This is a genomic window from Glaciibacter superstes DSM 21135 (genome assembly GCF_000421145.1).
Classification (GTDB): domain Bacteria; phylum Actinomycetota; class Actinomycetes; order Actinomycetales; family Microbacteriaceae; genus Cryobacterium; species Cryobacterium superstes.
On record NZ_ATWH01000005.1, the window covers coordinates 44,656 to 67,612 of the forward strand.

At 63.1% G+C, this 22,957-nt stretch carries 22 protein-coding genes; 14 read left to right on the forward strand and 8 right to left on the reverse strand.

The window, feature by feature from the left end:
- Nucleotides 1-39: 39 nt before the first annotated feature.
- From K323_RS24945 to K323_RS0107860, 3 genes are read right to left on the reverse strand one after another with little or no spacing between them, the layout of a single operon-like run.
- A complete protein-coding gene (locus tag K323_RS24945; protein ID WP_022884730.1) occupies nucleotides 40-990 on the reverse strand; it encodes an ornithine cyclodeaminase family protein in 951 nt (316 codons plus the stop codon).
- Nucleotides 987-1,889, reverse strand: a complete 903-nt coding sequence (prpB, locus tag K323_RS0107855; RefSeq protein ID WP_022884731.1) for a methylisocitrate lyase — start codon at nucleotides 1,887-1,889, stop codon at nucleotides 987-989. The genes K323_RS24945 and prpB overlap by 4 nt, the downstream gene beginning before the upstream one ends.
- Nucleotides 1,890-1,934: 45 nt before the next feature.
- On the reverse strand, nucleotides 1,935-2,633 hold the full coding sequence (locus K323_RS0107860; RefSeq protein WP_022884732.1) for a GntR family transcriptional regulator: 699 nt from the start codon (nucleotides 2,631-2,633) through the stop codon (nucleotides 1,935-1,937).
- Nucleotides 2,634-2,793: 160 nt separating this feature from the next.
- Between K323_RS0107860 and K323_RS0107865 the strand changes: the two genes are divergently transcribed.
- The 8 genes from K323_RS0107865 to K323_RS0107900 are packed head-to-tail and all read left to right on the forward strand — an operon-like array spanning nucleotide 2,794 to nucleotide 12,736.
- Complete coding sequence (locus K323_RS0107865) at nucleotides 2,794-4,098, forward strand: MFS transporter (RefSeq protein ID WP_022884733.1); 1,305 nt, start codon at nucleotides 2,794-2,796, stop codon at nucleotides 4,096-4,098.
- A gap of 51 nt (nucleotides 4,099-4,149) precedes the next feature.
- Nucleotides 4,150-5,547, forward strand: a complete 1,398-nt coding sequence (locus K323_RS24950) for a dihydroorotase (RefSeq protein WP_022884734.1) — start codon at nucleotides 4,150-4,152, stop codon at nucleotides 5,545-5,547.
- A 26-nt stretch (nucleotides 5,548-5,573) separates the two neighbouring features.
- Entirely contained in the window at nucleotides 5,574-6,299 is a 726-nt protein-coding gene (locus K323_RS0107875; protein ID WP_022884735.1) for an isochorismatase family protein, read from the forward strand.
- Nucleotides 6,296-7,681, forward strand: coding sequence for an FAD-dependent oxidoreductase (locus K323_RS0107880; protein ID WP_022884736.1), 1,386 nt, complete (start codon nucleotides 6,296-6,298; stop codon nucleotides 7,679-7,681). The genes K323_RS0107875 and K323_RS0107880 overlap by 4 nt, the downstream gene beginning before the upstream one ends.
- 57 nt (nucleotides 7,682-7,738) lie before the next feature.
- Nucleotides 7,739-9,061 (forward strand): MFS transporter, encoded by a 1,323-nt coding sequence (locus K323_RS24955; RefSeq protein ID WP_022884737.1) that lies wholly within the window; start codon nucleotides 7,739-7,741, stop codon nucleotides 9,059-9,061.
- A complete protein-coding gene (locus tag K323_RS24960; RefSeq protein ID WP_022884738.1) occupies nucleotides 9,054-10,454 on the forward strand; it encodes an MmgE/PrpD family protein in 1,401 nt (466 codons plus the stop codon). Before K323_RS24955 ends, K323_RS24960 begins: the two co-directional genes overlap by 8 nt.
- 4 nt (nucleotides 10,455-10,458) lie before the next feature.
- Nucleotides 10,459-11,838 carry an MmgE/PrpD family protein gene (locus tag K323_RS28820; RefSeq protein WP_022884739.1) on the forward strand — a complete coding sequence of 460 codons (1,380 nt, stop codon included), beginning with the start codon at nucleotides 10,459-10,461 and terminating at the stop codon, nucleotides 11,836-11,838.
- 43 nt (nucleotides 11,839-11,881) lie between these two features.
- The gene (locus tag K323_RS0107900) at nucleotides 11,882-12,736 is read left to right on the forward strand and encodes an MBL fold metallo-hydrolase (protein WP_022884740.1); all 855 of its coding nucleotides are present in this window, start codon (nucleotides 11,882-11,884) and stop codon (nucleotides 12,734-12,736) included.
- A 75-nt stretch (nucleotides 12,737-12,811) separates the two neighbouring features.
- Here K323_RS0107900 and K323_RS0107905 read toward each other — a convergent pair whose 3' ends face one another.
- The 4 genes from K323_RS0107905 to K323_RS0107920 form a co-directional block, all read right to left on the reverse strand.
- The gene (locus K323_RS0107905; RefSeq protein ID WP_022884741.1) at nucleotides 12,812-13,378 is read right to left on the reverse strand and encodes an LPXTG cell wall anchor domain-containing protein; all 567 of its coding nucleotides are present in this window, start codon (nucleotides 13,376-13,378) and stop codon (nucleotides 12,812-12,814) included.
- Nucleotides 13,379-13,549: 171 nt separating this feature from the next.
- On the reverse strand, nucleotides 13,550-13,876 hold the full coding sequence (locus K323_RS0107910; RefSeq protein WP_022884742.1) for a type II toxin-antitoxin system PemK/MazF family toxin: 327 nt from the start codon (nucleotides 13,874-13,876) through the stop codon (nucleotides 13,550-13,552).
- A complete protein-coding gene (locus tag K323_RS0107915; protein WP_022884743.1) occupies nucleotides 13,873-14,076 on the reverse strand; it encodes an antitoxin MazE family protein in 204 nt (67 codons plus the stop codon). The genes K323_RS0107910 and K323_RS0107915 overlap by 4 nt, the downstream gene beginning before the upstream one ends.
- Before the next feature lie 32 nt (nucleotides 14,077-14,108).
- The gene (locus K323_RS0107920; protein WP_022884744.1) at nucleotides 14,109-14,879 is read right to left on the reverse strand and encodes a DeoR/GlpR family DNA-binding transcription regulator; all 771 of its coding nucleotides are present in this window, start codon (nucleotides 14,877-14,879) and stop codon (nucleotides 14,109-14,111) included.
- A 264-nt stretch (nucleotides 14,880-15,143) separates the two neighbouring features.
- On the opposite strand from K323_RS0107920, the gene K323_RS0107925 reads away from it, so the two are divergent.
- The 4 genes from K323_RS0107925 (at nucleotide 15,144) to K323_RS0107940 (ending at nucleotide 17,272) form a co-directional block, all read left to right on the forward strand.
- Nucleotides 15,144-15,419, forward strand: a complete 276-nt coding sequence (locus K323_RS0107925) for a type II toxin-antitoxin system prevent-host-death family antitoxin (RefSeq protein WP_022884745.1) — start codon at nucleotides 15,144-15,146, stop codon at nucleotides 15,417-15,419.
- Between the two features lie 472 nt (nucleotides 15,420-15,891).
- Nucleotides 15,892-16,173 (forward strand): type II toxin-antitoxin system RelE/ParE family toxin, encoded by a 282-nt coding sequence (locus tag K323_RS0107930; protein WP_022884746.1) that lies wholly within the window; start codon nucleotides 15,892-15,894, stop codon nucleotides 16,171-16,173.
- A gap of 11 nt (nucleotides 16,174-16,184) precedes the next feature.
- Entirely contained in the window at nucleotides 16,185-16,484 is a 300-nt protein-coding gene (locus K323_RS0107935) for a HigA family addiction module antitoxin (RefSeq protein WP_022884747.1), read from the forward strand.
- 134 nt (nucleotides 16,485-16,618) lie between these two features.
- Nucleotides 16,619-17,272, forward strand: coding sequence for a trimeric intracellular cation channel family protein (locus K323_RS0107940; protein WP_022884748.1), 654 nt, complete (start codon nucleotides 16,619-16,621; stop codon nucleotides 17,270-17,272).
- Nucleotides 17,273-17,285: 13 nt separating this feature from the next.
- On the opposite strand, the gene K323_RS0107945 is transcribed toward K323_RS0107940, so the two are convergent.
- The gene (locus K323_RS0107945) at nucleotides 17,286-18,560 is read right to left on the reverse strand and encodes an amidohydrolase (RefSeq protein WP_022884749.1); all 1,275 of its coding nucleotides are present in this window, start codon (nucleotides 18,558-18,560) and stop codon (nucleotides 17,286-17,288) included.
- A 155-nt stretch (nucleotides 18,561-18,715) separates the two neighbouring features.
- Between K323_RS0107945 and K323_RS28825 the strand changes: the two genes are divergently transcribed.
- Together K323_RS28825 and K323_RS0107955 are read left to right on the forward strand one after the other, a co-directional pair.
- On the forward strand, nucleotides 18,716-21,598 hold the full coding sequence (locus K323_RS28825) for a glycosyl hydrolase (RefSeq protein ID WP_022884750.1): 2,883 nt from the start codon (nucleotides 18,716-18,718) through the stop codon (nucleotides 21,596-21,598).
- A complete protein-coding gene (locus K323_RS0107955; RefSeq protein ID WP_022884751.1) occupies nucleotides 21,595-22,947 on the forward strand; it encodes a GH1 family beta-glucosidase in 1,353 nt (450 codons plus the stop codon). Before K323_RS28825 ends, K323_RS0107955 begins: the two co-directional genes overlap by 4 nt.
- Nucleotides 22,948-22,957 lie beyond the last annotated feature (10 nt).

The following is a 22,957-nucleotide window of genomic DNA, read 5'->3' on the forward strand; positions in this document are numbered from 1 at the left end:
CGGCTGATTCAGAACGTCACCTGTTCGGCAGGCGTCAAATCAACTGATGCGCAATCCGAAGCCCTTCTCGGTCGCCCTCTTCACGACAAGTGCACCGCACACCACATCTTGAAGAGCGAGCCCTTGCGACTCAAAAACGGTGATGTCCTCTGGGCTCATTCGGCCAGGTATGCGATTAGACAGCAGCTCGCCGATGGTTCCGACCGATGAGGGATCCCAGCCGTTTGCTATCAAGTCACCGCACTCGACTTGCGCGACCTCGCGATCGTCGACCACGATCAATGCAGCCCTTTCAAGCACCTCGCGGTCCACCTCGCGCTTGGTCGCCATGTTCGAACCCACAGCGTTTACATGCGTTCCCGCCTTGAGCCAGGAGCCACGAATCACCGGAGCGGCAGAGCCGGTCACAGTGACGATGACATCGGCTGCCCTCGCCGCAGATTCCGGTTCATCCGCCCGCACATCGACGCCCAATTCTCTCCGCATGCGCGTGATGAACGCATCGCGGCGCTCGACGCTTCGCCCCACAACGCGCACGGAGCGCAGGTTCGGCAGAGCACTGACAAGCGCCCTGATCTGCGTCTCCGCTTGCAGGCCAGCGCCGTAAACAGATAGCACCTCCGCATCGGGCCGGGCCATCGCTCGAGTGGCAACTGCAGTGGCTGCGCCCGTTCTGATCTGTGAGAGTCGGTCGGCCTTCATCACCGCGAGCAGTTCTCCTGTGTCGATGGCATACAGCAAAAAGGTCAGAACGCTGCCCTGGCTGACATCTGTTCGCACCACCGGATACGCCTTGACTCCCATGACGCCCTCTGTCGGCGCCAGCGCCCACATGACGTTAATCACAGCAGTGCCCATCTGCGATCTTTGGCGCACTGCGTTTGTGGCTGACCCGTCGGCCAACAGTCGAAACGCCCGCTCGACGCAGGCGAACGCATCCTGCGCACTCAGTTCGGATGCAACAATGTCGTCGTCAAGGTACCGGGTCATTGCCGTGCCACGCGGAAGTTGAAAACCGACGCGTCGAAGTGGTTGTACGACTCGTAAGCCATGAGCTCGTACAGGTCGGCACGGTGCTGCATCTCGCCGAGCTTCGATGTCAGCGACCCCTCGTCGTTGAGAGTGTCGAGTGCCCGGCCAGCTGCCCCCATCGCCATGCGCAGCAAAGAGACCGGCCAGATGACGATATTGATGCCGATGTCTCCCAGCTGTTCGCTGGTGAACAGCTCGCTCTTTCCAAATTCCGTCATATTCGCAAGCAGGGGTACGTCGACAGCTCGGCGTACGGCTTCGAACTCGGCCAACGATGACATCGCCTCTGGGAAGATCGCTTCAGCGCCCGCGTCAACGAGCTTCTTCGCCCGGTCGATTGCCGCATCAAGGCCATCAACGGCACGGATGTCGGTGCGCGCCATGATCAGGAAGTTCGGGTCCCTGCGTGCGTCGACAGCAGCACGGATGCGCTTCAGCGCGGTGTCTTCGTCGACGACCTGCTTGCCGTCCAGGTGGCCGCAGCGCTTCGGATTGACCTGATCCTCGATGTGCATGCCCGTCAGGCCGGCATCTTCGAGTTCCTGCACGGTTCGCGCGACGTTCATCGGTTCGCCGAAGCCTGTGTCGGCGTCGACGATCGCGGGCAGGTCTGTCATCCGCGCAATCTGTTTTGCCCGCCCGGCCACCTCGGTCAGCGTCGTCAGTCCGATATCAGGCAGGCCAAGATCGGCCGCAACTACGGCGCCGGAGATATACACGCCGTCAAAGCCCTTGGCCTGGATGAGCTTGGCGGACAGTGGGTTGAACGCTCCGGGTAGCCTCAGCAGTTTTCCACTGGACAGCCTTTCGCGCAGTAGGCTGCGCTTCTCGGGGGCGGGTGTGGTTGCATACAGCACGAATGTAGACCTCTCGAAGGGAGACGGATGAAGCGTTGGACGAGACTATGACTCGAGCGTGACGGTCTCGAGACCCAGCACCACGAGCGAGTTGCGCATGGAGTTAGCCAGGTGCTGCTCCATCGCAGCGGATGCGCCGGCGCGGCTGCGAGAGCGCAAAGCCGTCATGACGCGCTGGTGTTCGGCCACCGCGTTCTGCACTCTCTGCGGGTCGCGAGGCGTGCGCGACAGCGGCGGGTAGAGTCGCCTGTTCATCTCCAGGCAGTTCGCGCTGATGATGGAGTTCCCGGCAAGCTCGACAAGCTGCTGGTGAAAATCCAGCTCGGCCACATACGGGCCAGGCTGAGGCTGGTGACCGGGTGAGTCCGAACTCTGGAGAAGTATGTTGTGCACCCGTTCGAGATCGGTATCACTCGCCCGTTCGACGGCCAACCGCACAGCGTAGAGCTCGAGGGCGGCGCGCATCTCATACAGCTCGATTATTTCGCGTGGCTCATATTCGCGAACGTAGGCACCGCGGTGACTCTGCACGCGGAGGAGACCTTCACCGACAAGTTTCTGGATAGCTTCACGCAGCGGCCCTCGGCTGATCCCCAACGCGGCCGACAACGCGACCTCGTTCAGCCGTTCCCCCGGCGTCAGCGTTCCGTCGAGCACCATCTCGCGAAGCACGGCCTCGGTTTGTCGCGAATACGTCACGTTGAGCTTGAGTGGCGCCCTGCCGCCGACATTCACGTCGACCACGGAAGTACCTCCAGTTTCTTGTCGGATCCCACCGTCGCCGACTCAGGCGACATGCAGGTTGAGTTTACTGTCCAGACTTTCGGCCAGAGCCGCAACTGGCAACTGTTGACAGTTGACACTAAACCCTGTTAACTATCTCGCAGGATCAAGGAGGATACAAGTGAGCGCTATTCCAGAGGTTTCCATTCCGTCGGACGAGCAGAAGATCTCGAGTCGCGTCGTCGTGGCCGGGGCCGTTGGCTCGATCGTCGAATACTTCGACTTCGGTGTCTACGGTTACGTAGCAACAATTCTCTCCGTGCACTTCTTCGCCAGTGGCGATCCGGCATCGGCGCTGCTTGCCACTCTGGCGACATTTGCGGTCGCATTCGTCCTCCGGCCAGTCGGGGCGTTGCTCTTCGGCCACTTCGGCGACCGCTACGGGCGGAAGAACGCCCTGGCGTGGACCGTGCTGCTGATGGCCATTGCCAGCGGACTGATCGGCATCCTGCCCACCTACGCGGCCATCGGCCTTGGAGCCACGCTTCTTCTGGTTTTGGCACGGTGCGTTCAGGGACTTGCCGCGGGTGGCGAACTGGGCGGCGCCGCCTCATTCGTCGCTGAGCGCTCGCCGTCCGCGAAGCGTGGCCTGCTCTGCGCGACCACCCAGATGGGAGCCCTCGCAGGGTCGCTCCTGGCATCCGTCACCGTTGCGATCCTTAACCTGACGCTGGGGAGCGATGAAATGATCGAGTGGGGCTGGCGCATACCCTTCTTGATCGCCATCCCCATTGGACTGATCGGGCTTTGGATTCGCAATGGTCTAGAAGAGACCAAGGACTTCAAAGCGATCGCGAAGTCACAGGCCAAGAAGGCCCCGTTCCTCGAGCTCCTGAAGAGCCACCCGCGCGCACTGTTGCGTGTGGTCGGACTGTCGATCCTGTTGTTCTCGGCGTACTACGTCGCCTACGTCTACGTGAACATCCACATGCAGAAGGTCGTCGGGCTGAGTTCGGACTTCGCCTATATGTCAACAACCCTGACCCTTCTCGTCTCCGTCATCGCGATGCCGCTGTTCGGTGCGCTCTCCGATCGAGTGGGACGCAAGCCGGTCTTCATCGGTGCCACGGTTGCCGCGATCGTCCTGGCTGTTCCGGCATTCCTCCTGTTCGAGCAAGGCGGCGCGGTAGCGGTCGGCGCCCACATCATCCTCGGCTTGACCGATTCGGCACTCATGGGCGTCGCCCTGTCATCGTTCGCAGAGATGTTTCCCACTCGCATCCGCTATACCGGCATCGCGTTCGGGTTCAGCGTCGGCGCGGCACTTGCAGGAGGCACCGCCCCATATATCTCCACGTGGCTCGTCGCCGCTACCGGCAATCCGGTCGCACCGGCGTTCTTCGTGATCGGTACCGGAATCATTACGCTCATCGCCGCGGTGACTATGCGAGAAACCCGTGGAATCGAACTGAGCACGGTCGCATAGTTCCGTGACGACCAGCACACCATTGAGCGCATCATCACGAGGAGTGACACCATGACCCAATTTGATCTTGCCCTGCGCGGCGGAAGGACAATGCTGCCCGGCGTTGGTCTCACCCGAGCGGATATCTATGTCACCGACGGCGCAATCGCCGCGATCGCGACGGCCGATTCCCGCATGGAAGCTATTGAGTCCGTCGATGTGACCGGTCGTTGGATTCTGCCGGGAGTCATCGATGCCCATGTGCACCTCGGTCAGGACATTTCTGCCCCGAAGAATGCAGCCGACGCCGAAAAAGAATCTGCCTCGGCTGCCGCGGGTGGCGTGACCACCATGCTGGCCTACCTGATGAGCCCGAAGCCGTATGGCGATGTCTTCCCTGACGCGAAGGAGACAATGCTCGCGCACTCCCATACGAACTTCGGATTTCATTTCTGCGTCGTCACGCCAGAGCAGGTCGAAGCGATCAGCAGCTACGCAGAGGATCTTGGAGTCTCAAGCTTCAAGGTATTCACGAACTTCCGGGGCGACGAAGGCGCCTACCTGGGATTGCCGGGGAACGATGACGCTTTCCTGTTCGACGCGCTGCAGGCTGCGGCCGACTCCGGCACCATGATCGCCCAGCACGCCGAGAACATCGAGCTGGTCTGGCGGCTCCGCCAGAAGACCACTCAGAGTCCGGATGCCGGACTACCCGCCTGGAACGACATTCGTCCGACCTACGTCGAAGCGGAGGCCGAGGGCCGAGTGGGGTACCTGGCCAGCGTGACGGGTGCGTCGGCATACGCCGTTCACGTCACCAGCGCAGAATCCCTTGCCGCGATACAACGTCAGCAGGCCGCATACGGGAATCTCTTCATTGAGACCTGTCCTCACTACCTGACGCTGAACGCCGAATCCCCAATCGGTTCCCGGGGGAAGGTCAATCCGCCGTTGCGGACCTCGAGCGACAACGAGGCGCTCTGGGAAGCGATTCGTGAGAATCAGATAGACGTGTTGGGCTCCGACCATGTCCCGCGCCATTTCAGCGCGAAGGACAAGGACATCTGGAGTGCGTCCGCGGGATTCCCCGGCACCGGAACCCTCTTCCCACTGTTCCTCTCAGAGGCGATTCGTCGCGGTATTTCGCTCGAGACGGTGGTGAACATGACATCCACCCGGCCGGCTCAGATCTTCGGCATGGGTGCCCGCAAGGGAAGGATCGAACTCGGTTTCGACGCTGACCTGACGATCGTCGATCCAACGACGCCGTTCGAAATCACCGCCGCCACCCAGCACTCCGGAGCCGAATACAGCGTGTGGGAGGGATGGTCCTCAGACGTGAGTATCGAGCACACCATCGTGAAGGGTCGGTTCGCCCTCCGAAACGGAGAGCTCACTGACACGACGGGGGAGTACATCCCGCGTCGATTCAGCGGGCGCAGAGCGCTCACCGAACTAGCAGGACGATAACCGGTATCCGCAGGAAAGGAACATCCATGACACACGCAGAAACAGTTTCCCCACGACCCTGGGCAGGCGTCATCACCGATGACGACGAGCGGCGCTATGAGGCGGCTGGGTTCGGACAACCAGCGGGTATCGGGAAGCGGCCGGCCCTGCTCATCATCGACGCGCAGTACCGCACCGTCGGTATGGAGCCCAAGCCGTTCTTCCAGTCTGTTGCGGAAGAATTTTCAACGAGCTGCGGCGAGACGGGTTGGAATGCCCTTCGCAGAGTGCAGGAGAGCCTCCTCCCGGTCTTTCGACGAAACGACTGGCCGGTCATCTATCCCTACGTCGCCCCCAAGGAATCCTTCGACCAGGGTCGTCTCGGCGCCAAGGTCCCTGGCATCATGACGATCCCGGAGGAAGGGTACAAGTTCGTCGATATCATCGCTCCCGCAGCGGGAGATATCCTCCTTCCAAAACGGCACCCCAGCGCCTTCTTCGGCACCGCTCTTCTCAGCTACCTGATCGAACGCCAGGTCGACACACTCGTGGTTGCGGGTTGCACGACCAGTGGATGTGTTCGGGGAACGGTCGTCGATGCATTCTCGTACAACTTCCATGTCGTCGTTCCACATGACGCGGTGTACGACCGCACCGAGACCGTGCACAAGGTGAACCTGTTCGACATGGCGCAGAAATACGCCGACATCGCATCTGCCGACCAGGTGGAAGCACAGCTCGATGAGCTCGCCAGACGGAAGGGCAACAATTGAACAACACACACGGCACGGAGCCGAGAGCGGAACGCTACGACTTGGTGATTGTCGGAGCAGGGGCGTGCGGCATGGTGGCCGCCCTCGCGGCAACCGACGCGGGCAAGTCGGTCCTTCTCCTCGAAAAGCTCGACACCGCAGGAGGAAACAGCACGTTGAGCACCGGTTCCCTCCCGGGAGCCGGCACTCGTTTTCAGAGGGAGGCCGGCATCGAGGACTCTCCGGCAACAATGGTGCGTGACCTTCTCCGCACCAGCGGCCCCCACGAGGTGGAAGACCTGGTGACCTGGATGGCTGAGTCGTCGGCAGAAATGATCGAGTGGCTGGTCGACAAGCACCAGGTCGGGCTGCTACTGATCACCGACTACAAGCATGTCGGCCACTCCGTACCCCGTCTGCACGCGCCGGCCGACAGGAACGGTGCGAATCTCACCGCCGACCTGCTTCGGGCCTGCGAGGCCAACGGCGTCGAGATTCTCACTCGTACTCCCGCGGTCGGTCTGATCGAAGAGGACGACGCCGTGCGGGGTGTCACAGTCGAACTGCAGAGCGGACAGTCGCGCCAGATACATGCGGGTGCCGTGCTGCTCGCGTCGAACGGTTTCGGCAACAACAAAGAGCTCCTCGCGCGCTGGATCCCCGAAATGGTCGACACCCCGTACTTCGGGGCGGCCGGCTCAACCGGCGAAGGAATCAGCTGGGCAGAGCAGCAGGGCGCGGACCTCGCCAACGTCGGCGCCTACCAGGGCTATGCGGTCGTCGCCACCGACGCTGGCGACATTCTTTCGTGGACCACCGTTGAACTCGGCGCCATCATCGTGGGGCCGGATGGAAAGCGACTCGGCGATGAGTCGGTTGGCTACTCGGCATTCGCCGAAACGGTCGCAAGCCAGGCGTCGGAAAGCTTCACGATCATGGACAAACGAATCTACGATTACGTCGCCCGCAATGAGCCGAGGTTCGTGAAGATCATCGATTTGGGCTGCGTGCCGCAGGCGAACGGTGTGCACGAACTCGCCGCGCGCATCGGCTGTACCGAAAAGGATCTGGCGCGCACGCTGGAGACCAGCACCGATTCGGCGTCAGGCAGCGCGGCGGACGAGTTCGGTCGCACTGATTTCGGCCAGGGGCCGCTTGAAGCACCCTATTTCGTGTGCCGCAGCCGACCGGGAATGTTCCACACGCAGGGCGGAGTGAAGGTGGACCACCATGCCCGCGTCATCCGTTCAAATGGCGAACCCATCAGCGGGCTCTATGCGGGCGGTGGTGTCGCAGCTGGGATCTCCGGGCAAACCGGCGCCGACGGTTACGCCTCCGGCAATGGGCTGAGCACCGCAGCGGGCCTCGGGTACCTCGCCGGTCGTCACGTGGGCTCGCTATAACAGATTGACCTAAGGCCGCACGGCCTTGTGCACAGCAACCGAACAAAGGAGTTTCGTATGTCTGCAACTGACGTTGGGAAAATGCCGGATCAGTCCCGCCGGGCTGCGATCGGCAGCTTCGTGGGAACCACCCTCGAGTGGTATGACTTCTTCATCTACGGCACCTTGGCTGCTCTCGTTTTCGGTCCGGTGTTCTTCCCGGAGCAAGACGGTGTGGTCGGGACCCTGGCAGCGTTCGCCACCTTCGCGGTCGGATTCGCGGCCCGACCGCTCGGGAGCATCCTCTTCGGTCATTTCGGCGACCGAATCGGGCGAAAGAACATGCTCGTTTTGACGCTAATGATCATGGGCATCAGCACCGTGTTGATCGGCTGCATCCCTTCCTATGCGGAGATCGGAGTCTGGGCACCCGCTCTCCTGGTCATTTTCCGTGTCATGCAGGGAGTCGCCCTCGGCGGCGAATGGGGCGGTGCCGCATTGATGTCCGTCGAGCATGCACCGGAACGCAAGAAGGGCATCTTCGGATCGGCAACTCAGATGGGATCGCCGGCTGGTTCCCTGCTGGCCGTCGTCGTCATCGCAGTCGTGGCCAATCTGAGTGGCGACGCGTTCAACGAATGGGGGTGGCGTATTCCCTTCTGGGCGAGCGCTGTGATCGTTCTGATCGGCTTGTATATTCGTGCCGGCATTACGGAATCCCACGACTTCGAAATTGTGAAGAAGGCCGACGGGCTGGTGAAACTTCCCATCGGCGAGGTACTCAAGCACAACTGGAGAAATGTCCTGGTGGGAGCCGGGCTCGGCGCGGCGAACAACGCCATCTACTACATGGTCGCGGTGTATACGCTGGCGTACGCGACCGGAACCCTGGGTCTCCCGAAGACGGACATCCTGAACCACCTCACGATCGTCTCCGTGTTCTACCTGGTCTCGATCCCGTTCTTCGGCTGGCTCTCAGATCGCATTGGACTGCGTCGACAGGTGGTGTACGCCGCCCTTCTGAGTGCGGTCTTCGTGATCCCCTACTTCATGATGATTGACTCCGGCAACGCCCTCGTTATCCTCCTGGCAATGATCATCGGTCTCGCGGTGATTCAATCGGCCGCATACGCCCCGCAGCCCGCTATCTACAGTGAGCTCTTCCCGGCAAGAATTCGCTACACCGGAGCATCGTTGAGCTACGCGCTCCCGACGACCCTGGTCGGCGGTACCACTCCGTTCATCGCGACCTGGCTCTTCTCCGTCACCCAGAGCAATCTTGCGATGGCCGGCTACATCATCGTGCTTTCCCTGGTTGCGGCCTTCTGCGCGGAGGTCGCACACCGGCAGCACCGGAAGGCGGCCACCGCCGCACCGGCACTGGTCACCGCCGATGTATGAGGATGACACCCGGGCGGAGGAGACCGCGGCGGTCGGGCACCTCCTCGGGTGGGCGAGTGCCTCCGCACGGGCAGGTGTGCACGACCTCCCTCCCCGGGTCATCGCGAAGGCGCTGGCCGTCATCTGCGATGACATCGCGGCCGCGATTGCGGCCAGTGGAGAGCCTGAAGTTCGGAAGGTCAATGCTCTCGCAGTATCCCGGGCACCGGGTGGCGGCTCCACACTCCTCGGCGCACCGATGGAGCACGTTGGACGGGAATGGGCCGCGGCCGCGAATGCCATCGCGGCGAACTGGCTGGAATTGGACGGAGGGTACCGGCTGGCGACCTGCCACGGATCGCTGTACACCCTGCCGTCCGCCCTGGCCGAGCTGGAAGTCAGCGGGGGCACCGTTGGCGACGTGATCACGGCGTTGGTCTCTTCGTATGAGGTCGTCACCCGGGTTGCACGTGCGTACCGGCCTCCTCTGCCACTTGCCGCGCATCCGCATGCAACGCTCTCACCACTGGGCTCCGCTGCAGCGCTCGCCGCCGCTCGCAAGCTCGATGACGTCGCGTTCGCTGACACCGTTCTCAGCGCCGCAACGTTCTCTCTGAACGGCCCGTTCTCGCATGCGCAACAGGGCGCCACCATTCGCAATGGGTGGGCAGGAGCAGGAGCGCGGCTGGGTTTCCTCGCGGCCGATCTGGTAGAGGCCGGCCTCTCCGGCAGCACGACTGCGCTGCACGATGTGTTCAGTACGTCTTACGGTTACCCCGAAGTCACTTCCGCTCTGACCGGCGGACTCGGCGATCGCTATGCGATTGAAGATGCCTACCACAAGCTGTACGCCTGTTGCCAATACCTGCATTCCAGTGTGGAGGCGGCCTATCTGCTGACTCGGTCGGAACTCGCGAACGTGAACCGCGATGACATCGTCGAGATCCATGTTGAGACGCATCCGCTCGCTCGTGCGCTGGGAACCGTCGACCCATCCACCGTGCTCGGCGGCAAGTTTTCGCTGCCCCACGCTGTCTCGGTGGTGCTCGCCACAGGGTCGATTGCCCCGGCCGTGTTCTCCGGAGAACTCCTGCACGATCCTGCCGTTCGCGCACTTCGGGCCCGCGTGCGAATCAGCGAGTGGGCTTCGCTCCCGGAGCCCCCGGAGGACCGTCCAGCGAAGATCAGCGTGACACTGCGTGATGGAAGTACTCGAGAACAGACGGTTCTCAGCGCCATCGGTGGCCCTGATCGCGCGCTTACCCAAGAACAACTGATCTCGAAGTTTGAAACGGTGACGGCGTCTCGCCATCCACACTTCGCATCCGTGGCCCAAAGATTCATGAAGGGCGAGAGAGCGGATCTGGACATGCCCTTGTCTGCTTTTCTGTCCGCGCTTCTCTCGAAAGGATGACGAAATGACCACAAGCGCTGAACTTCTCACCGGCCGGGTGCTGAAACTTCCCGACCAGCTCCCGTCAGATGTGGAGGCCAATGCCCGGCTCCATTTTCTGGATGCCCTTGGGGTGGGTCTCGCCGCTGCCCGGGTGGGACCGGTGCGGCATCTGGCGGCACTCGGTATCCCCGGATCGGGGCCGTGCACCGTACTTGGGTCGACCGAGAGATACTCCGCCTCCGACGCGGCACTGATCAACGGAACTCTCATCCATTCCATTGAATTCGATGACACGCACACTGGTTCGGTGATGCACGGGAGCAGTGTCCTCGCACCGGCGGTTCTGGCGACCGCCCAAGAGTGCGGCGCAGACGGAAGAACGATGCTCAACGCTTTCGTCGCGGGGTGGGAGACCATCATTCGAATCGGCCTTGCGGCGCCAAGCGCTTTCCAGAAGAACGGCTTTCAAGGCACGTCGGTCGCCGGAACCATCGCGGGTGCGGTTGCGGTTGGGCTGACCCAGCGCTTCGAGTATGAGCAGCTGTTGAACTCGGTGGGCATCGCGGCGAGTTTCTCTTCGGGCAATTTCACTTTCCTTTCGGAGGGCGCCTCGGTTAAAGCGGCCCAACCGGGCATCGCTGCCCAGGGAGCGATCTCGTCCACCCGCTTGGCGCGAGGAGGTGTGACCGGGGCCACCCGAGTGTTCGAGGGTTCAGACGGATTCTTCGGCATCTATGCCAGGGACGAAACGGCGAATGGACGCTTCTCGGCAAGCCTGACCTCGCTGGGTTCGGAGTGGTTGATCAGCGATGCCGCATTCAAGGAGTTTCCCTGCTGCCACTTCGTCCATCCGTTTATCGAGGCTGTCACACGCAGCACCTTTGACATTTCGTCACCCGAGAACATCGCCGAGATCAGGTGTCGGGTGCCGGTGGGACAGGAATCGATCATCGCAATTCCCTGGGAGCGTAAACAGTCGCCGACCGGGGCAAACGAGGGCCGGTGGAGTCTGCCGTACGCCATCGCCCTCCAGCTGGTCACCGGTGACGTCTCCATCGAGGATTTCGAGGGCACGCCCGACCCGGGCGTCGTCGAGCTGGCGAAACGGATCACCTGGGAGCCGTGGTCTGATTCGGGTTACCCGAACACGTTCCCCGCGGAGATTGAGCTGATCCTGCGCGACGGTTCACGCGAGATCGTGACCGTGGCAGATGTGAACGGGAATCGGACTCGTCCCTGGAGCACGGAACAGGTGGTGGGCAAGTTCACGAAGAATGCCGCACTGGCCCTGCTGACGGAGGAGAAGCGCGACAGGATCCTCCAGGCTTTCACGGGAACTGGGGACCTGGATATCGACGTACTCTCTGATCTCGCTCCACCATTGGCAGCACTCCACCACTGACGCTGCACCGCTGATACCCACACGACTGATTCGAGGATGGCTGATGATTCAAAGTGTTGCTCCAGGAGTTTTCGTAGAAACCGCTCACCTGGGTTCGAATAACGCGATCGTGTCAACGACCGACGGCGTGGTCCTGGTGGACGCGCCGCACAGGCCGACGGATGCAGTGGCATGGCGAGCCACGGCAGAGAAGTTCGGTGAGATCAGGTACCTCATTCATACCGATCATCACATCGATCACACCATGGGCAATTACTATCTCCCCGGTCTCGTCGTAGGCCAGGATCGCACTCGCGATGGGCTCGTCAATCACTTTCCAGAACCGGGATACATCGACGATCTGATTCGGATCATCGATCCGGAAGGCGTGCCGCTGATGGCGGGCCACAAACCGCGACTGCCGGACATCACTTTCACCGACGAAATGGACCTCTATGTCGGCACCACCCGATTGCGTCTCATCTCGCTCAGCGGGCACACGCCGAACACGATTGGTGTCCTTCTTCCAGATGAAGGCATCTTCTTCAGCGGCGACAATGTTTGCGCTGCAAGTCTGCCGTCGTTTCAGGAAGCGTATGTCGATGAGTGGCTGAGGACTCTCGACCGGATCAGCGAGTTGGATTTCGACGTGCTCGTCCCAGGGCACGGTGACCTCACCAACAAGGCGTTTGTGGCGACGTTCAAGGCGCAAATGCAGGAAGTGGTCGGGCAGGTCGCCGCGGCTCGGTCGGCTGGCTCCTCGCGTGAAGAAGCGGCTGAGAATATTCGATACGAAGACAATATTCACGGGGCGACACCGGACTGGTCGGTCGGTTACCCAGACGACATTCTGGAGATGCTGCAGGTGCGCTCAATCTGTCAGATTTACGACCAGATCGAAGCGGGGACTCTGGCGTAGCCGGAGCAAATGTAACGCGAGCGAGGGAACGGGCGGCACGCCCGTTCCCTCGCTCGCCGCGATGTGTTGCAGCGATTACCGGGTGTGTGCCCGGCGCCGCATGAGCACGAGCACTGCACCGGCAGCCAGTGCGAGCAGGGCGATGACCATGCTCCACCCTGTTGATACACCGGTCACAGCCAGGTCGCCCCCGCTGTCACCATCACCCGGGGTTCCGGGTGCGTTTGCACCGACCACGGTGAACGCCAGTGATACAGCGCTGTCCCGGCCCGCGGCATCCGTCACCGACACCGACACCGTGTAATCACCGGCGGACAACGCCCCGACATCGAGCGACTCGCCATCCACCGTCGCCACTGTATGACCGGTCACCGAGAGACCGGTGGTGAAGGCAGCAGCCTCGGTCGTGATGCCGAGTGAATCGGCCGACACTGCGACCGCGTCGGAGTTGCTGACCGCGAGCGACAACGTGCCTGCAGCGTCAGCCGTCAGGGTCGCACTGATTTCTCCGGCGGGGGCGGTGGTCTGCCATTCGTCTTCTTCAGCAGCGATTGCTGACGATGCCCAGACGAGTGTTGCAGAAGCGGCCAATGCGGTGACGATGACGGCCGCGAGTGTTCGGCGATGATGGTGGGAACGCAAGAAATGTCTCCTTCGACGTGGGCGCGTCGACGCGCCGTGTCACAGCCTAGGAAAGGGCTTCACCGGGAACAATCAAGTGATCGGAACTGATCGCTTGGGGTGGGAAGAGATCAGTGTGGCCCCGGCCAGGACGACCGGCCCCGTTCCGGGCACGGTCGGCCCGTCTGTGCATCAATCGGCCAGGCCGAGGAAGACCATGAGTAGGCGCTCCACGTCGACAACCTGGGTCGAAGAGAGGCGTCCTATCCGCTGGGTCACATGTGCGCGACGCACCGTGGTGAGTTTGTCGACCATGATCCAACTCACTGAATCGAGCCCGTTCATTTCATCCGGCGAGGTTCGAACGCGCAAGAGCGGGGCCGGGACTTCTGTCGACGTGAATGGGCAGACCGTAATCGAATCGGTGCCGTCAAATCGATCATCTTGAATCAGAACGGCGGGTCGTGGCTTGGATGCGTAGGCGCCTCCGGCAAGCAACCAAATCTCGCCCCGGTTCACTCGTCCCAACTCACTGACAGAGGCTCGATGAATTCCTGGTCGTCAGAAAGTCGATCGGCCGCACCGACGGCGGTCGACTGTCGGTGCGCCTCAGCGGAGAACTTCTCGGATCGAACGTCTGGCACCCACACTTGAACAAGTCGAAAACCCTGCTCGCGCATTCGCTCCCGGTGTGCACTCACACGATCCCGTACAGCCATACGCCAATGTTACATGTAACGCTTTCGACTGTCTACGATCTCTGTGCTGCGAGGCGCACCTCGACGCCCGCTCCTCGCAGTGACTCGACCTGATCGACTGGCGCCCCAGCATCCGTCACCAGCAAATCGATACGGTCGGTCGGCACGGTCTGCACCAGGGAACTCTGGCCGATCTTGGTGCGGTCGGCGAGCACGACCACCCGATTAGCCACGCGCACGGCTGCCCGATCGATGCTCGCGACATGCAAGTTCGGGGTAGAGAGGCCGTGTTCTGCGGTGAGTCCGTTGCCAGACATGAAGACTGTCTCGAAGCGCAGTGAGGCCAGTGCTCGCTCCGCTTCGCCGCCGACGACTGCGTGAATGCTGCCGCGGAGGAGCCCGCCGAGCATGAAGACTTCGACATCTCGGGCGTTGGCCAGGGCCTCTGCAACCAGCGTCGAGTTGGTCACCACAACCAGGCGTCGGCGCACCAGGTGTACGGCGAGTTGCTCGGTGGTGGTTCCGGCGCACATCATGATTGCATCGCCGTCTTTGACCAGAGTTGCCGCTTCCCGGGCGATCTGGGCCTTCTCGCTGTGCGAGACGCGCGACTTGTCGAGGTAGGTCGGCTCGTCCATCGCACCTCTGAGTGCGGACGCGCCGCCACGTTGCCTTCTCACCAGATTCAGGTCAACGAGCACCCGGAGATCGCGACGAATCGTTATCTCAGAGCAGTGAGTGATGCGGGCGAGGTCGGTCACCGAGACTGAACCGTTCACTGCCACCGTCGCGAGGATGATCCGTCGCCGCTCATCCGTGTACATGCTCGCCACCTGTCATCTGCACTTCAGTTGATGTCCATAGATCTGGCGCTTGCGCTCGGAGACGGACGGTCAGTGTGACCTGGTGCGAGCGCGACCTATTCGGGGGTGAACAGGTCGCCGTGGTTTCGCCAGCCTACCGGCGACGAGACTGGCGGCGCCGTTCGGACTCATCCGACTCGGCTCGCGGATGGGATTCGAACGGGCGTGACTATTGCGGCTTGGGTGGAGATGGCGAAGTTGGCGTTCTTGGCGTAGTCTCAGGGGATGAGCATTAACATCGAGCTTTCTGTCAGCCAAGCGCGAGATCACTTTTCCGATGCCGTGAACCGAGCTGCTTACGGTGGCGAGATCACGTACGTGACGCGTGGGCGGGGTCAGAAGCGGGCCGCGGCTATCGTGCCAGCTGAACTCGTTGACCGCTACGAGGCGATGATTGACAGCGAGGATGCGCGCCTCGCGTTGGAGCGACTGGCCGATCTCGACTCCGGACGCACCGCGGCCGTATCCGCAGATGAGGCGGCCCGGAAGCTCGGGCTTTGAACGCGGCTGGCCCGTTTGGTCGTAGCGCCAGACTTCGTCAGGGGCGGGCGTTCCGGTCTCGAGCGTCTGCCCGCCACTCCACATGCGCATCGCGTTTCCGATGCGAGCGTCGTTCAATCAAACTTGAACGGGTTGCCGTTCCATTCAAGTAGAACGTGATCTACTTGAATTACGCTCGTATATGCTGCGGTCTTTGGCCACGCGTGCGGCCGAATGAGCCCACGCGCGCCAAACCGACGATTTGACCGCACACGTGCGCCGGGCGAGGCCGCCGTGTCATGGAACATGCCCGACCATCGGATCGTGATCGGGAGGACGCGACTGTGATGGACGCGTTGATGCGACTGCTCTCGAGGAACTGGCGAAGCGCACTGACGCACCCTGGTCGCCGTCACCCGGGTGCAGGACTCTCTTGGACGCACCAGCGTGCTGCACGATTGACTGTAGTAACGCGCCGCGTTATGCTTTCGATGTGATCCAGTCATTCGCGGGCAAAGACACCGAGCGCGTGTGGCAAAGAGAGCATGTGCGAAAGTTTGGGGCAGATTTGCAACGGGCCGCGAATCGAAAGCTACTTTTGCTTGACGCGGCGGAGGCCATCAACGACTTGCGTGTACCGCCGGGAAATCGTCTTGAGCAGCTCCAGGGCGATCGCAACGGTCAGCACAGCATCCGTATTAACAACCAATGGCGCATCTGTTTCACCTGGACAGACGCAGGTCCAACTGCCGTCGAAATAGTCGACTACCACTGAAGGGAGACATCATGACTGCAGCGCACGAACCCATCCATCCTGGAGAGATCCTTCTTGAGGAGTTTCTGAAGCCGCTGGGCATCAGCCAGTATCGGCTTGCTCATGCAATCGCCGTTCCTCCTCGGCGTATCAACGAGATCGTGCACGGGAAAAGGGGCATCAGCCCGAATACCGCACTGCGGTTGGCGAGAGCGTTCGGCACGTCGGATCGATTCTGGATGAACCTTCAGGTGCGACATGACCTTGACGTCGAAACCGCTGCTCACGAAGCAGAGCTTGACGGGATCCGGCCGCTCCCGAGGGCATCGTAGCCCCAGATCGTCAGCGGCGGGCGGTCCAGCCCTGGGGTCCCGAGCCGTCTGCCTCATATTGCCTCGGCCGCGCGACACGGCAAGAATGGCCAGATGAGCCAGCCGCCGCAGCGCCGCACCCAGATCGGACGCCGATGAGCGACGAGTCACCGCTCCTGCTGGTGCTCGACCTGATCGGCGCGTTCGCGTTCGGACTCAACGGAGCCTTGACGGCTGTGCGTGTGGCCAGACTGGACATCGTCGGCGTCATCACACTCGGCATGATCACCGCGCTCGGCGGCGGCATCATCCGTGACATTCTGCTTGACGACCTGCCGCCGGCCACCTTTCTCGACTGGCACTATCTGGCTGTCGCCGCGGCCGGCGCGTTGATCGCGTTCGCTTTTTCTGTGCGCCTCCATCGGCTCGCCGTTCCCATCGAGGTGCTCGACGCCGTGGGGCTCAGCGTGTTCGCCGTCACCGGCGCCAGCAAGGCCATGGAATTCGGTCTCGGCCCCGTGCAGTCCGTAATTCTCGGCGTCATCACCGCGGTCGGCGGCGGAACCATTCGAGATGTTTTGGTCGGGCGGGTTCCGTCCGTCATGCGCGAAGGGCTCTACGCCATCCCGGCGCTCGTCGCTGCGGCGCTCACGGTCACGGCCATCGCGATCGGTCTCTACGGTCTGCCCGCCGCGCTCATCGCGGCCGCGATTTGCTTCCTCATCCGGCTGATCGGCGTTCGGTTCAACCTCAACGCGCCCAGGCCACCTGGAACACAAGGTGCAACGGATGCCCCGGGTCGCCAGTGAGGCAACTGGTAGTTCAGGTTTGGTCGGCGCCGAGCCAGGCCAGCGCAGCCACAACCGCCGCCGCCGTTCCCGTCTCGATCGTCGGCCCGATCAGGGGCGCGAAGTTCGAGGAGTGATTCGCCGGAATGTCGGAAGAAACAGTTCCAGCCGTCTCCGCTTTCGCGAGCTCGGCCGGGTCGATGCCGCCCACTCCCCAATAGGTGTACGGCACCTTCAGGGCATCCGGAATCTCGCTGAAGTCCTCGCTGGCCGACTGGCGATCGATGGTGAACGCCCGGTCGCCGAAATGGCGTCGGAACGCGTCGGTGACTGTCTTCGTCGCATCCGGATCGTTGTCGGTCACCGGGTAGTGGTCGTAGAGCTCGAAGGTGGGCGGCTTCGGGGAACCGGACGCTGCGCATTCGCCCTCCACAATGCGATGAATCGCCTCCACGATCATGGTGCGCGTGACGTCGTTGAAGGTGCGGATGTTCAGCTCCAGCACCGCATGGTCGGAGATGATGTTGCTCTTCGACCCGCCCTGGATGCGACCGACCGTCAGCACCGCGAACTCGCCTGGCGTGACCTCGCGGGCGACGATCGCCTGCAGCCGCACAACGATCATCGACGCGAGCACGACCGGATCAACGGCGAGGTGCGGCATCGACCCGTGGCTGCCGCGACCCCACACGGTCACGCGCATGCTGTCGCCGCTGGAGAGGAACGCGCCCGGCCTCGTGCCTACCCGGCCGGCCGAAAACGGCAGCACGTGCTGGGCGAGCGCGACATCGGGCCGGGGGATCAGGTCGGCCAGGCCGGCCGTGAGCATGGCCTCGGCTCCGTCGGCGACTTCTTCCGCAGGCTGGAAGAGCGCGATATAGGTGCCGTGCCAGGCATCCGTTCTCTCTGAAAGCAGCCGCCCCGCGCCGAGCAGGCAGGCGACGTGCACGTCGTGTCCGCACGCGTGCATGACCGGAATCTGGTTACCAGCCGCGTCGGTCGTGTGGTCGGTGCTCGCGTACGGGAGGCCGGTCGTCTCCTTGATGGCCAGGGCGTCCATGTCGGCGCGCATGAGCACGACGGGCCCGTCGCCGTTCCTGAGGATGCCGACCACGCCGGTGGTGCCGATCTTCTCGTGCACGTCGTAGTCGAAATCGCGCAGGGCATCGGCGACTGTGGCGGCCGTCTTGACCTCCTGATGACCGAGTTCCGGATGCTGGTGGAGAGTCTTGTAGACGTTCTCCTGCCAGTCTCGTATCCCGGCTTGGCCCGCGAGCACGGTAGTCGCATCGGTGTCGGCGTCGTTCATCGGTTCCCGCTCTCCTTGTGGCGACGCGCCTGCTTACGGTCTGCGTCCGCGAGGTCTTCCGCCAGCGTACGTCTGACGTCGCCCCGGCAGAAGGGATGCGGTTATGGCGTAGTCTGATCCAGGCCGTCTGAAACGATTCAGCAAAGGAGCTCACCGTGCTCGATCGCCCTCGTGTGCGACTCGAACCACTCGACCCTGGGCGTTTCGCCGAGCCAGAGGCCGATGATCGCCCCGGCATACGCTGGTGGTGGCAGAGCCCGGTTGCGACCGAAGAACTCGTTCGCCAGTTAAACGCCATCGCCGACGCCGGCTTTCGGGAGGTGGAGATCGCGTTCAGCCGGGGGTTCTGGGGCGACGAGGCGCAACGCACCGCGCTCACCGCCGTGCTGCTCGAAGCGGAACGGCTCGGTGTTGGTGTGGCGATGACTCTCGGAGCGTCCTGGCCACTCAGCACCCCGAACACCACGGCGGGCACACCCTTCTCCACCCGCGAGCTGCAGTATGGGTCAGTGCGACTCCCCGCCGATCGCACCGAATCGGTGCATTTGCCGGCCGCGTTCGACGACCCCGCACAGTTCGACGACCCCGCGCCCGTCAACGACGCCGCCGATCGCCTCTCCACGCTCGTGCGCGTCACCGCGGCCCGAGTTGTGGAACGCAACGCACCGGCATCCGTCGTCACGATCGCGGACCCGGCGTCCCCCCGTCGTCGCGTTATCGAGCCGCCCGCGGCTTCGACCGTGCTCAACGGGGCCTCGCTGATCGACCTGACGTCGCAGGTCGTCGGATCTGCTATCCGTTGGGAGCCACGGGAGGGAGACTGGGTGCTCTTCGCGTTCTGGATGCGTGACTGCGAACAGGGTGTCACGAACTTTCTCGACCGTGACGCCGCGCTCGCCGCCACCGCGTACCTCGACGAACACCAGATCGGCGCCGACAACCTGGAGCTGTTGCGCGCAGCCGGCACGGAGCTTTTCGAGGACTCGCTGGAGCTGAACGCCGACTCGCTGTACTGGACATCCGACCTGCTTGAACGCTTCATTGAGCGCCACGGCTACGATCCGACGCCGTACCTTCCGCTGCTGTTCGCGCACGGCATGTGCCGCTATTGGGTGCCGAACGAGGAGCCCGTGCCCGACTTCGAACTCGACACCGGTGACGTGTTCGACGCCGGCGTTGGCGCGCGGGTGCGCCGCGACTACTACCGGCTGCTGACCGACCTCTACATCTCGGATCACCTGCTGGTGCTGCAGGATTGGGCGGCGAGCCACGGGCTGCGGCACAAATCACAAGCGGCGTATGGGCAGAACCTCGAGGCGGTGCGGAGCAATCGCGCCTTCGTGCGGGCCGGCGGCCGCGCAGAGGGCGAATCGCTGAATTCGGGGGACCGGGTTCCCCTCACGCGAACAGATGCCACCTGGCGTTTCGCGCTCGACTGGCAACGCTCCGTCGTGGGCGGAGCCCACCAGGGAGGCGCCGTGCGCATCAGCACCGAGCTGGGCGCGCAGTTTCGGGCGGCCTACGCGGTCACCCTCGGCGATCTGCAGCAGATGCTCGCAAAGGAATGGGCTGCCGGCATCACCAAGCCGTTCGTGCACGGGGTGGCATCACAATCACCTGAAGCGGACTGGCCGACGCAGACCCGATTCCAGCAGATCGTGTCTGACAGCTGGAACGACACCCACTTTCCAGAGTGGGCGAACTGGCGACCCCTCACCGACTACTGGGCGCGAGGCACCGTCGTACTCGAAACAGGAGTGCCGCGCACGGACATCGCCGTCTACCGCGACGGCTTTCTGACATCGGCCGCGCGCGGAGTGCGAGACGCGACGGCAGACGCCACCGCTCCCGCTCGGCTGGCCGACACCGAGGCGCTCGAGCTGGCGGGGTTCAGCGTGCAGTTCATCGATCCGGGCGGGGTCGTTGAGGGGGTTGTTGAGGGGGGTGCGGCCGGTTCTTCCGTGTTTGCCGACGGGCCCGCTTACCGCGGCCTGGTCATTGACGAACGGATGCTGCCGCCCGAGACGGCAGAGGCGCTCGCCTCGGCCGCGGAGCGCGGCGTGCGCCTCGTTGTGGTCGGCGAGCCGCCATCGGCCGACTCCGGGTTTGCGCACGGGCGGGCCGGCGACGAGCGCGTGTGTGCCGCGATGGCCCGTGCCCTGGCGCTGCCGTCGGTGACGCGTGTCGAGACGCTGGCCGAGGCATCCGTCGCCTTCACCCGACTTGGTCTCGTGCCGAGGGTGACCGTTGACGGCCAGTCGCTGCTCACCCAGTGGCGTGAAGCGGGGTCGTGCCGCTACCTGCTGGTGTACAACACGCTGTCGCAGCCGGTGTCGGCGCGACTGTCGCTCGAGGGGGCCGGGCGGGTGCGGGAGCTCGACCTGTGGAGCGGGCGCATCGATTCTGTGCCGCATGCGGCGGAGGGCGAACGCACCACTGTGGAGGCGCTCGTTCCCGCGCTCGGGGTGCGGGTGTTCGAGCTCGATGTAGGAGTGGAGCCCGAGACCGTCGCCGACGCGCGCGTTGTCGACGCGCCGACGGTGGCGGATGCCGCGGTGGAGCTCGAGGGCTGGCGCCTGCACGTGGTCAGCGAGGAGCCGGGTGGCCCGCGCGAGATTGAGCTGGACGGCGTCGGCCCCGGCGACTGGCGGGGAATCGCGGCGCTCAGGGGAGTTTCGGGCGTGGGGCGCTACAGCGCGCGGGTTGTGCTGCCTGATGAGCGGCTCGCTGGGCGGGCGGCGAAGATCGACCTCGGCGGTCTGGCGGGTTCTGCGGTCGTTCGGGTGGGCGGACGGGTCTTCGGCACGGCGTACGTCAGCAACACGGTCATCGACCTCGGCACTTCTGCTGTGAATGAAGCGGAAATCGAGATCGAGGTTCGAACCTCGCTACGTAACGCGGTGATCGAGAGCGGGATCGATGTCTTCGATGAAGTTCCGTCGCGGCCGCACGGGCTGATCGGCCCCGTGCGAATCCTGGTCGAACGTAATTCCCACCGTCATCCGTCTCTGATATCTCACGAAAGGCAGTCCACATGAGCCTCCTGAACCTCCCCCCGTCGTTTGAGTTCGGGGTCGCCACCAGCGCCTTCCAGATCGAAGGGGCGTGGAACGAAGACGGCAAGGGTCCGTCGATCTGGGACACGTTCGGGCACACCCCGGGGAAGGTCTACAACGACATTCCGGGCGATGTGGCCTGCGACCATTACCACCGGTACTCAGAAGACATCGAACTCATGAAGTGGCTCGGGCTCGACAGCTACCGATTTTCGCTGAGCTGGTCGAGGATCATGCCAGACGGGGTCGGCCGAATCAATCAGAAGGGCCTGGACTTCTACCGCAGGCTCACCGACGAATTGCTGGCCGCCGGCATCACCCCGAACGCCACGCTGTATCACTGGGATCTGCCGCAGGCGCTTGAAGACCGCGGTGGGTGGCCCAATCGCGATGTCGCCGATTGGTTCGCTGAGTACGCGTCGGTCGCTTATGACGCGCTCGGCGATCGCATCGGTCGTTGGGCGACGGTCAACGAGCCCATTTCTGTGTGGGTGGGGTATGCACTCGGAGCGTTCGCGCCCGGCTTGCACGACGAGCGCGCCGGCCGGGCGGCGATGCACAACCAGATGCTCGCCCACGGCAAAGCCGTGCAGGCGTTCCGCGCGGCGGGGTCACCTGGCGAGATCGGCGTTGTGCTCGACATCTGGAAGCGCCAGCCGGCCACCGATTCTGCTGAAGACCTCGCACTGGCGGCCGAGGGCGAAGACGATGGCTTCCGGTTCTTCCTCGACACGCTTCGAGGCGGTGGCTACAGTGAGCGCATTCAGGCGCGTCTGGAGGCGGAGGGAACGCTTCCGGAGATCCACGACACCGACCAGGAGATCATCGAGGCGCCCGTCGATTACCTCGGTTTGAACGTCTACTCCCGTGTAGTCGTGAATTCGAAGACGCATGACGGAACCGGATGGGCAGAGAGCGATCCGCCCGCCGGCGGCAACTTTCTCGATGACGGTTCGGAGTTCTACCCGCGCGCCGTCTACGAGGCGCTGCAGATGGTGCGCGATGACTATGGCTGGAGCGGACCGATCTACATCACGGAGAACGGACTTCCAGACGCGCCCGCCGCGCCCGGCGACGACCCGCTTCGTGACCAGGAACGCATCCGTTATGTCAATGGCTTCCTGGAGTGGATCGATCGCGCCGTCGCGGAGGGTTCTGATGTGCGCGGCTATTACCTGTGGAGTCTGATGGACAATTACGAGTGGGGTACAGGCTTCAGCAAGAAGTACGGCATCGTGCGGGTCGACCCCGAAACGCAGGAGCGCACGCCGAAGGATTCTGCTCACTGGTACCGAGACGTGATCGCTTCGCACCGCGCGGCCCAGCTGTAACGGACATACG

Coding starts and splice junctions, on each gene's coding strand:
- K323_RS24945 (WP_022884730.1), bottom strand. CDS start 990: ATGACCCGGTACCTTGACGACGACATTGTTGCATCCGAACTGAGTGCG.
- K323_RS24950 (WP_022884734.1), top strand. CDS start 4,150: ATGACCCAATTTGATCTTGCCCTGCGCGGCGGAAGGACAATGCTGCCC.
- K323_RS0107875 (WP_022884735.1), top strand. CDS start 5,574: ATGACACACGCAGAAACAGTTTCCCCACGACCCTGGGCAGGCGTCATC.
- K323_RS24955 (WP_022884737.1), top strand. CDS start 7,739: ATGTCTGCAACTGACGTTGGGAAAATGCCGGATCAGTCCCGCCGGGCT.
- K323_RS24960 (WP_022884738.1), top strand. CDS start 9,054: ATGTATGAGGATGACACCCGGGCGGAGGAGACCGCGGCGGTCGGGCAC.
- K323_RS28820 (WP_022884739.1), top strand. CDS start 10,459: ATGACCACAAGCGCTGAACTTCTCACCGGCCGGGTGCTGAAACTTCCC.
- K323_RS0107900 (WP_022884740.1), top strand. CDS start 11,882: ATGATTCAAAGTGTTGCTCCAGGAGTTTTCGTAGAAACCGCTCACCTG.
- K323_RS0107915 (WP_022884743.1), bottom strand. CDS start 14,076: ATGGCTGTACGGGATCGTGTGAGTGCACACCGGGAGCGAATGCGCGAG.
- K323_RS0107920 (WP_022884744.1), bottom strand. CDS start 14,879: ATGTACACGGATGAGCGGCGACGGATCATCCTCGCGACGGTGGCAGTG.
- K323_RS0107925 (WP_022884745.1), top strand. CDS start 15,144: ATGAGCATTAACATCGAGCTTTCTGTCAGCCAAGCGCGAGATCACTTT.
- K323_RS0107935 (WP_022884747.1), top strand. CDS start 16,185: ATGACTGCAGCGCACGAACCCATCCATCCTGGAGAGATCCTTCTTGAG.
- K323_RS0107940 (WP_022884748.1), top strand. CDS start 16,619: ATGAGCGACGAGTCACCGCTCCTGCTGGTGCTCGACCTGATCGGCGCG.
- K323_RS0107945 (WP_022884749.1), bottom strand. CDS start 18,560: ATGAACGACGCCGACACCGATGCGACTACCGTGCTCGCGGGCCAAGCC.
- K323_RS0107955 (WP_022884751.1), top strand. CDS start 21,595: ATGAGCCTCCTGAACCTCCCCCCGTCGTTTGAGTTCGGGGTCGCCACC.